Consider the following 13,409-nt stretch of genomic DNA (forward strand, 5'->3'; position numbering starts at 1 on the left):
CACAAGGCTTCCCGTTTCACGTGGAACGGAGGCCCGGCAGACCGTGGAGCCGGGCACGGACCCGCGAGGCGGAGAGGCGCCGCCTCGCGAGCCCGCACCAGGTGTGACAGCTACGCCGGGACTACAGTCCCTTGCGGAACACCTCCGCCACCTTCAGGAAGATGTCGTTCGCCTCGGCCTCCCCGACGGTCACCCGCACACCCTCGCCCGGGAACGGCCGGATCACCACGCCGTGCTCCTCACAGGCCTGTGCGAACGGGACCGTGCTCTCCCCCAGCCGCAGCCACACGAAGTTCGCCTGCGTGTCCGGCACCGTCCAGCCCTGGGCGCGCAGCGCGTCGACCACGCGTGTGCGCTCGCACACCAGCGAGCCCACCCGGCCCAGCAGCTCGTCCTCGGCCCGCAGGGAGGCGATCGCGGCCTCCTGAGCCAGCTGGCTCACCCCGAACGGCACCGCCGTCTTGCGCAGCGCCGCCGCCACCGACTCATGGGCGATCGCGAAACCGACGCGCAGCCCGGCCAGCCCGTACGCCTTGGAGAAGGTCCGCAGGACGCAGACGTTCGGCCGCTTCCGGTACAGCTCGACACCGTCGGGCACCTCGGGGTCGCGGATGAACTCCCGGTAGGCCTCGTCCAGCACCACCAGCACATCAGTGGGCACCCGGTCGAGGAATCGTTCCAGCTCGGCCCGTCGCACCACCGTGCCGGTCGGGTTGTTGGGGTTGCAGACGAAGACCAGCCGGGTCCGGTCGGTGATCGCGTCCGCCATCGCGTCCAGGTCGTGCACATCACCCGGCGTCAGCGGCACCCGCACCGAGCGGGCGCCGCTGATCTGCGTGATGATCGGGTACGCCTCGAACGACCGCCAGGCGTAGATCACCTCGTCGCCGGGGCCGCTGGTGGCCTGGATCAGCTGCTGGGCGACACCCACCGAGCCGGTGCCGGTGGCCAGGTCGGAGAGCGGCACACCGAAGCGGTCGGACAGCTCGTTCATCAGCCCGGTGCAGGCCATGTCCGGGTAACGGTTGAAGTCGCAGGCCGCCGCGCTCACGCTCTCCAGCACACCGGGCAGCGGCGGGTACGGGTTCTCGTTGGAGGACAGCTTGTAGGCGACCGGTCCGCCGGCCGCGGCCGGCTTGCCCGGCTTGTAGGTGGGGATACCCTCCAGCTCGGCGCGCAGCTTGGGGCTCGTCTCGCTCACCGCAGTCCTCCTCGCGACCACCGGCGGCCCGTCGACACCGCCGACTCCAATACTCCACACCTTAAGAGGATTCGGCGCCGCTGCGAACAGGTTCGTGACGCCCAGAAACGCGGCCACCGCCACGGGCAGAGGCGAAGCTCACGTCTTCGGCCGACATCAAGGGCATCCTCGTACGAAGGCGTACGTTTCGGGGGGCGCGCCGTACATATATCTATGCGCCGGTAGCTTGCGCCGTGGCGCGCATCCCCCGTGCAGGTGAGTTGAGACCTCTTCGAGACATCGGGGACTTGGTAGGTCCATCCGCGTCGACAAGCTACGTCTTACTATTGGATCGCTCAACAACCTTGTTTTCCAAGGAAGTTGACACCCATTGACCATGCAGAAACGTGCCTGTCAACGCATGCATATGCGTCCGCACTACCCCACCGCATGAGCCCTACTATCGGCTCGCCATGACAGCAGCAGGGAAGCACCAGGTGAGCCGCGCGGAAACCTCTCGTCGAGGCAGCCGGCCGGGTCGGGCGGGCATCAGGGACGTCGCCGCCGCCGCCGGGGTCTCCATCACGACCGTGTCCGACGCCCTCAACGGCAAGGGCCGGCTCCCGGACGCCACCCGGCGCCATGTCCGCGAGGTCGCCGACCGGCTCGGATACCGGCCGTCGGCGGCCGCCCGCACCCTCCGTACCGGCAAGTCGGGCCTGATCGGCCTGACCGTGACCACGTACGGGGATGAACCTTTCACCTTCACGGAGTTCGCCTACTTCGCCGAGATGGCCCGGGCCGCGACCTCGGCCGCGCTCGCCCGCGGCTACGCCCTGGTCATCCTGCCCGCGACCTCCCGCCACGACGTCTGGTCCAACGTCGCCCTGGACGGCACGGTCGTCATCGACCCCTCCGACCAGGACCCGGTGGTCAGCGAGCTGGTCCGGCAGGGACTGCCGGTCGTCTCGGACGGCCGCCCGGCCGGCGCGCTCCCCGTGACCGCCTGGGTCGACAACGACCACGAGGCCGCCGTACTCGGCATCCTCGACCACCTCGCCGCCGCCGGCGCCCGCCGCATCGGCCTGCTCACGGGCACCACGACGGACACGTACACCCACCTGTCGACCACCGCGTACCTGCGCTGGTGCGAGCGGGTCGGCCAGGACCCGGTCTACGAGGCCTATCCGGCCCACGACCCGTGCGCGGGCGCCGTCGCCGCGGACCGGCTGCTCGCCCGCCCCGACCGGCCCGACGCGGTCTACGGGCTGTTCGACCCCAACGGCACCGACCTGCTCGCCGCCGCCCGCCGCTACGGCCTGCGCGTCCCCGACGACCTGCTGCTCGTGTGCTGCAGCGAGTCCACCGTCTACGCCAGCACCGAGCCGCCCATCACCACCCTGTCCCTGAAGCCGCGCCGCATCGGCACCGCCGTCGTCCAGCTCCTCATCGACGCCATCGAGGGCGTCGAGTCGGACCAGCCGGTCGAGCAGGTGATACCGACCGAACTGATCGTGCGCACCTCGTCCCAGCGGCGGTCGCCGCGCACGACGGTCAGCCCGCCGCGGACACCGGACGACACGTAGCACCGCCCGCCGCACCGGCCTCCGCGTGGACCCGGCCGGTGCGGCACAGAGTGACCCGTCGGCGCACCGCGGGCGGGCCGGACCCGCCGGACCGAGGGCCCGGCCGGCCGACAGCCGGTCGAACATCTGCCCAAACGGGGCGAATGCCGCGGTGAACTGGAGTCTGTTCCGATTCACCACCCCTGGGTCGTCACACGGCGCGACGCGCGTTCCTATGATGGGCCCACGACACCGCGGACCGCTGCGACCAGGCAGTCCGAAGCGGTGCAGATGCGGCGCGATGGTGGAGGGGTCTGATGACTCAGGGGGCCGGTCAGGGACCCGAGGCGGAGCGGACGGCGACGCTGCGCGATTTCCGGGTACCCGCGTACGTCCACGAGACCGGTCCGTACGTCCAGCACGTCCACCCCGGCGACGTCGTACCGCCCGCCGACGAGGCGTACCCCGAGGGCTACACGCCGACCCAGCGCGACCTGCCCGTCATCAACCGCGGCGACACCCTCCAGTTGCCCGTCGAGCCCGCCCCCGCCGCCCCGGCCCCGCAGCCCGCGGCCGGGCCCGGCCCGCTCTACGTCGTCGGCGACGTCCACGGCTACCTGGACGAGCTGGTGGCGGCCCTGCAGGAGCAGGGCCTGATCGACGCCTCGGGCCAGTGGTGCGCCGGCACCGCCCGGCTGTGGTTCCTCGGCGACTTCACCGACCGCGGCCCGGACGGCATCGGCGTCATCGACCTGGTCATGCGGCTGTCCGCCGAGGCCGCGGCGGCCGGCGGCTACTGCAAGGCCCTCATGGGCAACCACGAGCTGCTGCTCCTCGGTGCCAAGCGGTTCGGCGACACGCCCGTCACCTCCGGCGCGGGCACCGCCACCTTCCAGGCGGCCTGGCTGCTCAACGGCGGCCAGAAGACCGACATGGACCGCCTCCAGGACCACCATCTGCAGTGGATGGCCCGCCTCGACGCCGTCGAGGAGGTCGACGGCTATCTGCTCCTCCACTCCGACACCACCGCCTACCTCGATTACGGCGACTCCATCGAGGCGGTCAACGACACCGTCCGCGAGGCTCTGACCCGCAACGACGCCGACGAGGTCTGGGACCTGTTCCGCAAGTTCACCAAACGCTTCTCCTTCCGCGACGAGGGCGGCGCCGACGCCGTACGCTCGCTCCTCGATACGTACGGCGGCACCCGGGTCGTTCATGGGCACAGCCCCATTCCCTATCTCCTCGGCCAGGTCGGCTCCGAGGACGGCGAGGAGAGCACCCGCCCCGTCGTCGAGGGACCGCACGTCTACGCCGACGGACTCGCCATCGCCATGGACGGCGGAGTGACCATGGCCGGGAAACTGCTGGTCCAGCAACTCCCCCTCGACGGCTGACCGTTCGTCCGGCAGGCATCCCCCAGCCGCGTACGCGCAGGCCGGACCGTGAATTCCGGCAATCCCCTGTCACCGCGCGCCGTCACGGCTCTACCATCGGCTTATCCGTAGCAGGCTCCCCTCCGTTTCTGCCCGACGGCTCGCCGGCGTGCGAGCCCCAAGCCCTACGGAGCATCGGGGGATGCACATGAACAGCGTTCCGCAGCACCTGCAGAGCGAGGACCGCCAGGAATTCGAGCGGCTCCTCGATGAGGCGCTGCGCTCCGCACCGCACCGACCGGAACTGGCCGCTGTCGGACAGCGGCTCAACTCCGAACAACTGCGCACCATGGCCCTCAACGCCTCCGCCCTGATCACGCCGGCGGCGGCGGCCGAGTACCAGCACTACGTCGAGCTGCGCGACGCACTGCGTCACCCGGCGCTGTCCGGCCCGCCGGCCGCCGGCGACTCCGAGGAGGACAGCCCGGGTTCGACCACCGCGGGCCTCGCCACCACCCTCGGGGAAGCCGCCGAGAGCACCGGCGCGGGCGCCATCGCGGTCGTCGCCGTCCTGGCTCCCGTCCTCTCCGGGACCGCCGCGGTGATCTTCCTGCTCGTCGGCTACATCCTGAAGGCACTCGACCCCGGCCAGACCTTCGCCCGGACCATGCTCACCGCCGGGTGGGTGTTCGGTGCCATCACCGCGGCGACCGTCCTCGTCGCCGCGGTCGGACTGCTGCTCACCGCTCTGCGCAACAGCACCCCGGCGGACGACCGGGCACGGGACGCGGCCCGCGAGGAGCTCGCAAGGGCCAGGGAGGCGTGGCGGGACGCCCTGCTGGAGCGCGGCATCCTGCCCTTCCTCCGGGAGGCACTCGCCGAGCCCGGCACCACCGCCGGGCACTCCTCGATCCCGCCCGCACCGACCGGCCGCATACCCCGCCTCGGTTACGACCGCCCCGGCTTCAGCAGCCCCGGCGACGGCACCGCGACCGGCCGCCCGAGCTTCACCAGCCCCGACTACACGAGCCCGGACTTCGGAGGCCCGGAACACCAGCCCGAGTGATCCGGCCGGTGTGCTGCCACCACACCGGCCGGCCGTCGGCCCCGCCGCACCAGCCGGCCGTCATGGGACCGGCCGGCGCGGCGAGTTCGGCGTGCTGCGCTCAGTCCGCGATCGGCAGGTACACCCGGTTGCCCGCGGCCGCGAACTCCTGAGACTTCCGGGCCATGCCCTCCTCGATCTCGGCCCGGCTGCCGCCGTGCTCACGCCGGATGTCCTGCGAGATCTTCATGCTGCAGAACTTCGGGCCGCACATGGAGCAGAAGTGCGCCGTCTTGGCGGGCTCGGCCGGCAGGGTCTCGTCGTGGAACTCCCGTGCCGTGTCCGGGTCCAGTGCAAGGTTGAACTGGTCCTCCCAGCGGAACTCGAAGCGGGCGTCGGACAGCGCGTCGTCCCACTCCTGCGCTCCGGGGTGCCCCTTGGCGAGGTCGGCCGCGTGTGCGGCGATCTTGTACGTGATGACGCCGGTCTTGACGTCGTCCCGGTCGGGCAGGCCGAGGTGCTCCTTGGGCGTGACGTAGCAGAGCATCGCCGTGCCCCACCAGGCGATCATCGCGGCACCGATGCCGGAGGTGATGTGGTCGTACGCCGGCGCGACGTCCGTGGTCAGCGGGCCGAGCGTATAGAACGGGGCTTCATCGCAGATCTCCTGCTGAAGGTCGATGTTCTCCTTGATCTTGTGCATCGGGACGTGTCCCGGGCCCTCGATCATCGTCTGTACGTGAAAACGCCTGGCGATCCGGTTGAGTTCCCCGAGCGTCCTCAACTCCGCGAACTGCGCCTCGTCGTTGGCGTCCGCGATCGACCCCGGCCGAAGGCCGTCACCCAGCGAGTACGTGACGTCGTAGGCGGCGAGGATCTCGCACAGCTCCTCGAAGTTCTCGTACAGGAACGATTCCTTGTGGTGCGCCAGGCACCACGCGGCCATGATCGAACCGCCGCGCGAGACGATGCCGGTCTTGCGATGGGCGGTGAGCGGCACGTACGCCAGCCGGACGCCCGCGTGGACCGTCATGTAGTCCACGCCCTGCTCGGCCTGCTCGATGACGGTGTCCTTGTAGATCTCCCAGGTCAGTTCCTCGGCCTTGCCGTCGACCTTCTCCAGTGCCTGGTAGAGCGGCACCGTGCCGATGGGAACGGGGGAGTTGCGCAGGACCCACTCGCGAGTGGTGTGGATGTTGCGGCCGGTGGACAGGTCCATGACCGTGTCGGCGCCCCAGCGGGTCGCCCAGGTCATCTTCTCGACCTCCTCCTCGATGGAGGACGTCACCGCGGAGTTGCCGATGTTGGCGTTCACCTTCACCAGGAACCGCTTGCCGATGATCATCGGCTCGATCTCCGGGTGGTTGACGTTGGCCGGCAGCACCGCCCGGCCCGCCGCGATCTCCTCGCGCACCACCTCGGGTGAGACGTTCTCCCGGAGGGCCACGAACTCCATCTCCGGCGTGATCTCGCCACGGCGGGCGTACGCGAGCTGCGTCACCGCCTGGCCGTCGCGGCCCCGTCGCGGCTGACGCGGGCGTCCGGGGAAGACCGCGTCCAGGTTCCGCAGCCCGCCGCGCGGCGAGGTGTGCTTGATGCCGTCGTCTTCGGGACGGACCGGACGTCCCGCGTACTCCTCGGTGTCGCCGCGGGCGGTGATCCAGTTCTCCCGCAGCGGCGGCAGGCCGCGGCGGACGTCCGTGTCGACGAGTGGATCGGTGTACGGGCCCGATGTGTCGTACAGCGTGACCGACTGCCCGTTGGTGAGGTGCACCTGACGGACCGGCACGCGCAGATCGGGGCGCGAGCCCTCGACGTACGCCTTGTGCCAGCCGATGGACTTCCCGGCCTCCGGGGACTTCTCGTCCTGGACGGAGGCAGGCGTGCGTGCGTCCTTGTTGGCCATGAGACCTACTCCCTACGCCGGCATTACCCGGTAACAGGTTCGGCGGTCGACGCAGCGGTGTCCGTCTGCCGACGTTTCCTGTGGAACACCTCTTGTTCCACGTGAAACATCGCGTGTACGGAGATCAGCGCCCTCTCAGCCCGGTGCTCCGAGCTCCCGCGTGTGCAAAGGTGCCTCCACGCTAGCGCCATGTGTGGCGCGGTGAACAGTGGGCCCCCCGCCGTTCTTGCGATGATCGGGTGGTGACCAGGACCGAGCAGTACCCTTACCAGCCGCCCGAGCCGCCCCGCCGAGACGGCCCGGAACAGGGTGACGGACACCGCCACGGTCCACGCGGCCACGGTCACTCGCACGGCCACAGCCACGGGCCCGCCACCCCCGTCTCCCGACACCTGCGCAAGGTCATCGCGGCGGTCCTGGTCCCCTTCACCGCGGCGGTCCTGGTCGGCCTCGTGGTGCTCTGGCCGGGGCAAGCCCCCTCCCACAAGCGCACCGGCGTCGGCTTCGACCGGCAGACCCAACAGGCCACGGTCAGCAGGGTCGTCGAGGTCAGCTGCAAGTCGGTGAACGCCTCCGGCGGCACTCCGGCCGGCGACACCTCCACCGCCGAGGGCACGCCGGCGGAGGCGGAGGCCAACCGGACCTGCAAGAGGGCCACCATCCGGATCGACACCGGTAAGGACGAGGGCCGGACCTTCACCGAGATCGTGCAGCCCGACCAGTCGCGGCAACTGCACCAGGGCGAGAAGGTCGTGGTCGCCTATGAGCCCTCGGCCCCCAAGGACCTGCAGTACTCGGTGACCGATGTGAACCGGAAGTTCCCCATGGCACTGCTCGCGGGGATCTTCGCGGTGGCCGTCGTGGTCGTAGGCCGGCTGCGCGGAGTCATGGCACTGGTCGCACTCGCCGTAAGTTTCCTCGTGCTGACGCTGTTCATCCTGCCGGCGATCCTGGAGGGGGCGAACCCGCTGCTGGTGGCCGTGGTGGGGTCGAGCGCCATCATGCTCATCGCCCTGTACATGTGCCACGGGCTGTCGGCGCGCACGTCGGTGGCGGTGCTCGGCACGCTGATCTCGCTCTGCCTGATCGGCATGCTCGGGTCACTGTTCATCGGCTGGGCCGCGCTGACCGGTAACACGGACGACAGCACCGGCCTGATCCACGGCCTGTATCCGTCGATCGACATGAGCGGTCTGCTGCTGGCCGGCGTCATCATCGGTTCGCTCGGCGTCCTCGACGACGTGACGGTGACACAGACCTCGGCCGTCTGGGAGCTGCACGAGGCCAACCCGTCGATGGGCTGGCGCGGCCTGTACCGGGCGGGCATCCGCATCGGCCGCGACCACATCGCGTCCGTGGTCAACACCCTGGTGCTCGCCTACGCCGGTGCCGCACTGCCGTTGCTGCTGCTGTTCTCGATCGCGCAGAGCAGCGTCGGCACCGTGGCCAACAGCGAGCTGGTGGCCGAGGAGATCGTGCGCACGCTGGTCGGCTCGATCGGTCTGGTCGCCTCGGTCCCGGTCACCACCGCGCTGGCCGCGCTCGTCGTGTCGGCCGACCGGACCGGCCCTGGTGCCCCGGCGACCGCAGGGGCACAGTCCGCACCGGCACGCGGCGGCCGGGGCCGACGCCGGAAGCGGTGACGCGGAAAGGATGAGCCGGACGCGGTGACGCACGGAGGGATGAGCCGGTAGCGGTCAGCCGTCCGCCGCAGAAGCGTTCCTGCACAGCCGCGTGGCACGGCGGACCGCCCACCACCCCTTGCCCAGCGTTTCAGCCGGCGCTCTGCTCCTCGGCCAGGATGCGGTCCAGGGCCTCGTCGAGATGGGCGTCGAAATCGGCGAGCGCACCCTCCTGGCCGAGCGGCACGAGCTTGTCCGTCCGGTCGAGGAAGGCCACGAGCGGTGGCGCCGACGAGCGGAACAGGGCCTGGTCGCCGCCGACCTGAAGCCGGATCAGCACCTCACCGAGCACCTCGGACTCGACGGGGGCGATGTGCACGTCCCCCTCCCCGCACGGGCGGCCGACCCCGTCGATCAGCAACTCCCGCCCGAAGGCCCAGGTCACCGGGGCGTCGCCGGGCAGATGGAAGGTGAGGCGTACGGCATACGGATCACAGGTCTCGTAGCGCAACTCCACCGGGATGCGGAAGGAGAGCTCCTCCGACACGAGAAAGCTCATCATGACTTCTGCCTGTACGGACTCGCGCATTGCCTATCCCGTCATATGACATCGACTGGCCGGGATTGATCCCTCTGACCGTGGTCAAATCTTGCTGAAAGTACACGAGAGATCACAAGGAGTGAGTTTTCAGATACTGATAGAGAGGCTGAGCGATCCCAGGTGCCGCCCGATCTCCGCCTGGAGCCGGTGCGCCGCGGGCATCAGCCGGTCGGCCTGGTGGACGGGCAGGGAGATGGCCACGGTGGCCGCGGCGGTGCCTACCGTGATCGGGACCGCCGCGCAGACGGTGCCGACCGCGTACTCCTGGCGCTCCACCACCGGTTCCATGCGCCGCGTCCGGGCGAGCCGACGCAGCAGCACGTCGCTGTCCCGCACGGTGTACGGCGTGATGGGCCGCACGGGATACCGGGCGAGGTGGTCGCGCCGCGCGTCCTCGTCCAGCTGGGAGAGCAGGCACTGTCCGATCGCGTGCGCGTGGCCCGTCTCCCGGAAGTCCGCCCACTCTTCCACCGCGGGCGCCTGACGGGAGGCGGAGACGCACATGACTTCGATCTCGCCGTCCCGGTACATCGCGTAGTACACCGGCGCTCCGATGGAATCGCGCCAGTGCGCGAGCGTGTCCGCCACCGTGCTGCGACGTTTCTGCTGCGCTCCACTGCGGCCCAGTCGCTCCGCCGCGTCACCGAGGAAGAACAGCCCCTTCTCGCGGCGCAGATAGCCCTCGTGGACCAGGGTGCGCAGCAGGTGGTACGTCGTGGGCAGCGCGAGGCCGGTCTCACGGGCGAGTTGTTTGGCGGGGGCGCCGTACGCGTGCGCGGCGACGGTCTCCAGCAGGCGCATGGCGCGCTGGACGGACCCGATGAGCGTGGCGGCGGGGGCGGGGGCGGCCGGTGGTCCCGGCCGGCCGGCGGAAGGCGGTCGCCCGCAGCGGTCCGCTGCTCGCGGGGGTCCCGGAGTGTCCGCGGCACGTGGGGGTCCGGGGATGTCCGTCGCCTGTGGCTGGCCCGGGACGGCCAGCGGGACCGGCCGCTGGACGGGGGGTGCGTGGGGTTCTGCCGGTGCGGTGTCAACCATGGCCAAGGGTCACTCCCGGAGCGCGAGGGGCAGCCCGTGCGACAAGAGCACGGAGGGGGGTCTGCGCCGCCCACGGGGCCGGACCCCGCGGGGAGTTCCGGACTTTAACCGCCCGCCACCGCCCGCGGACGGCTCCCGGGAGAAACTTCCCTCCCCCGAGGGAACCGGCCCTCCGTCACGGGTGACCGGCTCCCTGGCGCCTCACCAGTCGCTGCGTGACGAGGAGTTCCCCATGAACTTGCGGACGACGTAGATCAGTCCGCCGACCAGGGCGACGAAGACCAGCGCCTTGAACAGCAGACCGATCACGAACCCGACCACCGTCGCTATCAGGCCGCCGAACACGACCAGGGCGATGACCGGCACCGCGACCCACTTCACCCACCACGGCAGCCCCGCGAAGATCTCTCGCATCGCCCTCGTCCTTTGCGTTCATGTGCGTTGTCGATGTTCCGCACTCGATGCTAGGGCCGCGGAGGGCCCTCAGGGGGGCCTCGCATCCCTTGTCCTCCCCTGACCCGTCCCCTAGGGAACCCGGGGCCGCGGGCTCACGCCTCGGGTGGAGAGAAGACCACGAGCACCCTGAGGTCCTCGCTGATGTGGTGGAACTTGTGGGGGACCCCGGCGGGCACGTACACGACGCTGCCCCGCGCCACCTGCGTCGTCTCCAGGCCGACGGTGATCGACGCCCGGCCGCTGACCACGACGTACACCTCGTCCTGGCCGTGCGGATTCTGCGGGTCGTGCTCACCCGCGTCGAGGGCGTAGAGGCCGACCGACATGTTCCGCTCGCGCAGGAACTGCAGGTAGGCGCCTTCGTTGGCGGCGCGTTCCGCCTCCAGATCATCCAGCCGGAATGCCTTCATCGCCGCTGCCGCCCTCGCCTCGCTGCTCGCTGTTCCGCTGCCCGCCGTCGCACCGCTCGCCGTCCATCCGGCCCCGGTCCGCCGGGTCTGCCACGATCAGACACATGAAGAATTTCGTAGTCAAGACGATCGCCAACGCAGGCGCCCTGGCGGTCGCTGTATGGCTGCTCGACAAGATCACTCTGACGGGTGACAGCACCGCCAAGAAGGCCGGCACGCTGATCGTCGTCGCGTTGATCTTCGGCCTGGTGAACTGGTTGGTCAAGCCGATCGTGAAGGTGCTCACCTTCCCGCTGTTCATCCTGACCCTGGGCCTGATCACCCTGGTCGTGAACGCGCTGATGCTGCTGCTGACCTCCTGGGTCTGCGGCAAGCTGGACCTGAGTTTCCATGTGGACGGTTTCTGGACGGCCGTCGTCGGCGGTCTGATCATCTCCGTCGTCTCCTGGGCGCTGCACGTCGTCCTGCCCGACGAGGACTGAGTACATGACCTACCGCGTCTGTTTCGTGTGCACCGGCAACATCTGCCGCTCCCCGATGGCGGAGTCCGTCTTCCGCGCGCGCGTGGCGGAGGCCGGGCTGGAGGACCTGGTGGCGGTCGACAGCGCCGGCACCGGCGGCTGGCACGAGGGCGAGCCCGCCGACCCGCGTACCGTCTCGGTCCTTCAGGAGCACGGCTACGACAGCGAGCACGTCGCCCGCCAGTTCCTGCCGTCGTGGTTCGACGGTCTCGACCTCGTGATCGCCCTCGACACCGGTCATCTCAAGGCCCTGCGCCGCCTGGCGCCCACCGCGGAGGACGCGCGCAAGATACGCCTGCTGCGCTCCTACGACCCCGCCGCCGGTGATGACCTCGACGTGCCGGACCCGTACTACGGGGGCCGGGACGGCTTCGAGGAGTGTCTTGAGATGGTGGAGGCGGCGAGCACCGGTCTGCTCGCCGCCGTGAGGGACGAGCTGGAGGGACGGGCCGCATGAGCGACGCCACGAAGGACGAGGGCCGCGTCGGCGACGGCACGCGCGCGGTGCGGGCGGGACTGCCGGAGCCGGCCAAGAACGAGCCGACCCTGCCCGGACCGGTGTTCGCGGCCCACTTCCACCTGCCCGGTGAGGTCTCGGGACCGTATGCGTACGGCCGGGACGACAACCCGACCTGGACGCTGCTGGAGCGGGCCGTCAGCGAGCTGGAGGCACCCGGACAGGACGCCGAGACGCTGGTCTTCGCCTCCGGCATGGCGGCGATCTCCGCCGTGCTGTTCTCGCAGCTGCGCGCCGGGGACGCGGTCGTCCTGCCGTCCGACGGCTACCAGGTGCTGCCGCTGGTCGGCGCCCAGCTGGAGGCGTACGGCGTGGAGGTCCGCACGGCGCCGACCGGCGGGGACGCCCAGCTTCAGGTGCTCGACGGGGCCCGGCTGCTGTGGATCGAGTCGCCGTCCAACCCCGGGCTCGACGTCTGTGACATCCGGCGCCTGGCCGAGGCCGCCCACGCGCGTGGCGCCCTGGTGGCCGTCGACAACACCCTCGCCACCCCGCTCGGCCAGCGTCCGCTGGAGCTGGGCGCCGACTTCTCCGTGGCGAGCGGTACCAAGCAGCTCACCGGCCACGGCGATGTCCTGTTGGGTTACGTCACCGGCCGAGACACCGAGGCGATGGCCGCCGTGCGCCGCTGGCGCAAGATCGTCGGCGCCATCTCCGGCCCCATGGAGGCATGGCTCGCGCACCGGTCCATCGCCACGCTGCAGCTGCGCGTCGACCGGCAGAACGCCACCGCCCTGGCCGTCGCCGAGGCACTGCGGCAGCGGCCCGAGGTCTTGGGCCTGCGCTACCCGGGCCTGCCCGACGACCCCTCGCACAAGACCGCCACGCAGCAGATGCGGCGCTACGGCTCCGTCGTCTCGTTCACCCTGCCCACGCGCGCGCGTGCCGAGCGTTTCCTGGCTGCCCTGCGGCTGGTAGAGGACGCGACGAGTTTCGGCGGGGTGCGGTCCACGGCCGAACGCCGCCGCCGCTGGGGCGGGGACGCCGTCCCGGAGGGCTTCATCCGCATGTCCGTCGGCGCGGAGGACCCGGAGGACCTGGTGGCAGACGTGCTGCGCGCCCTGGACGAGTCCGCCGAGTAGCGTCCGTCTCCCCCGCCGCTGTCGTCAGGACGGTCCGAGCCTCCCCCCTCGTGGCTCGGACCGTCTGCGGCTTTCCCAGGGGAAAGACCGTGC

13 protein-coding genes are annotated in these 13,409 nt (G+C 70.5%); 7 read left to right on the forward strand and 6 right to left on the reverse strand.

Features of this window, described 5'->3' with window-relative positions:
• Positions 1-121: 121 nt before the first annotated feature.
• On the reverse strand, positions 122-1,201 hold the full coding sequence (gene hisC / locus ACZ5DC_RS10435) for a histidinol-phosphate transaminase (RefSeq protein WP_366752741.1): 1,080 nt from the start codon (positions 1,199-1,201) through the stop codon (positions 122-124).
• A 452-nt stretch (positions 1,202-1,653) separates the two neighbouring features.
• On the opposite strand from hisC, the gene ACZ5DC_RS10440 reads away from it, so the two are divergent.
• The 3 genes from ACZ5DC_RS10440 to ACZ5DC_RS10450 all read left to right on the forward strand — a co-directional run bounded on the left by ACZ5DC_RS10440 (position 1,654) and on the right by ACZ5DC_RS10450 (position 5,187).
• On the forward strand, positions 1,654-2,766 hold the full coding sequence (locus ACZ5DC_RS10440; protein WP_171154747.1) for a LacI family DNA-binding transcriptional regulator: 1,113 nt from the start codon (positions 1,654-1,656) through the stop codon (positions 2,764-2,766).
• 296 nt (positions 2,767-3,062) lie between these two features.
• On the forward strand, positions 3,063-4,142 hold the full coding sequence (locus tag ACZ5DC_RS10445) for a metallophosphoesterase (RefSeq protein WP_468651372.1): 1,080 nt from the start codon (positions 3,063-3,065) through the stop codon (positions 4,140-4,142).
• Between the two features lie 181 nt (positions 4,143-4,323).
• Entirely contained in the window at positions 4,324-5,187 is an 864-nt protein-coding gene (locus ACZ5DC_RS10450; RefSeq protein ID WP_468651374.1) for a hypothetical protein, read from the forward strand.
• Between the two features lie 100 nt (positions 5,188-5,287).
• On the opposite strand, the gene thiC is transcribed toward ACZ5DC_RS10450, so the two are convergent.
• A complete protein-coding gene (gene thiC, locus ACZ5DC_RS10455) occupies positions 5,288-7,072 on the reverse strand; it encodes a phosphomethylpyrimidine synthase ThiC (RefSeq protein WP_468651376.1) in 1,785 nt (594 codons plus the stop codon).
• Positions 7,073-7,314: 242 nt separating this feature from the next.
• Here thiC and ACZ5DC_RS10460 point away from each other — a divergent pair, with 242 nt between their 5' ends.
• Entirely contained in the window at positions 7,315-8,715 is a 1,401-nt protein-coding gene (locus ACZ5DC_RS10460) for a YibE/F family protein (protein ID WP_468651378.1), read from the forward strand.
• A 130-nt stretch (positions 8,716-8,845) separates the two neighbouring features.
• On the opposite strand, the gene ACZ5DC_RS10465 is transcribed toward ACZ5DC_RS10460, so the two are convergent.
• From ACZ5DC_RS10465 to ACZ5DC_RS10480, 4 genes are all read right to left on the reverse strand, one after another.
• Positions 8,846-9,283, reverse strand: coding sequence for an SsgA family sporulation/cell division regulator (locus ACZ5DC_RS10465; RefSeq protein WP_030640078.1), 438 nt, complete (start codon positions 9,281-9,283; stop codon positions 8,846-8,848).
• 99 nt (positions 9,284-9,382) lie between these two features.
• Positions 9,383-10,330 (reverse strand): IclR family transcriptional regulator, encoded by a 948-nt coding sequence (locus ACZ5DC_RS10470; protein WP_468652056.1) that lies wholly within the window; start codon positions 10,328-10,330, stop codon positions 9,383-9,385.
• A gap of 201 nt (positions 10,331-10,531) precedes the next feature.
• Entirely contained in the window at positions 10,532-10,744 is a 213-nt protein-coding gene (locus ACZ5DC_RS10475) for a DUF5326 family protein (protein ID WP_356118675.1), read from the reverse strand.
• A 134-nt stretch (positions 10,745-10,878) separates the two neighbouring features.
• Positions 10,879-11,196 (reverse strand): cupin domain-containing protein, encoded by a 318-nt coding sequence (locus ACZ5DC_RS10480; protein WP_171154736.1) that lies wholly within the window; start codon positions 11,194-11,196, stop codon positions 10,879-10,881.
• 104 nt (positions 11,197-11,300) lie between these two features.
• On the opposite strand from ACZ5DC_RS10480, the gene ACZ5DC_RS10485 reads away from it, so the two are divergent.
• From ACZ5DC_RS10485 to ACZ5DC_RS10495, 3 genes are read left to right on the forward strand one after another with little or no spacing between them, the layout of a single operon-like run.
• Positions 11,301-11,678 (forward strand): phage holin family protein, encoded by a 378-nt coding sequence (locus ACZ5DC_RS10485; protein ID WP_366752747.1) that lies wholly within the window; start codon positions 11,301-11,303, stop codon positions 11,676-11,678.
• A gap of 4 nt (positions 11,679-11,682) precedes the next feature.
• Positions 11,683-12,174: a low molecular weight protein-tyrosine-phosphatase gene (locus ACZ5DC_RS10490; protein WP_468651382.1), complete on the forward strand. Its 492-nt coding sequence runs from the start codon at positions 11,683-11,685 to the stop codon at positions 12,172-12,174.
• Positions 12,171-13,316, forward strand: coding sequence for a cystathionine gamma-lyase (locus ACZ5DC_RS10495; RefSeq protein ID WP_468651384.1), 1,146 nt, complete (start codon positions 12,171-12,173; stop codon positions 13,314-13,316). Before ACZ5DC_RS10490 ends, ACZ5DC_RS10495 begins: the two co-directional genes overlap by 4 nt.
• The last annotated feature ends 93 nt before the right edge of the window (positions 13,317-13,409 follow it).

The sequence above is a fragment of the Streptomyces sp. NPDC031445 genome (genome assembly GCF_055581365.1).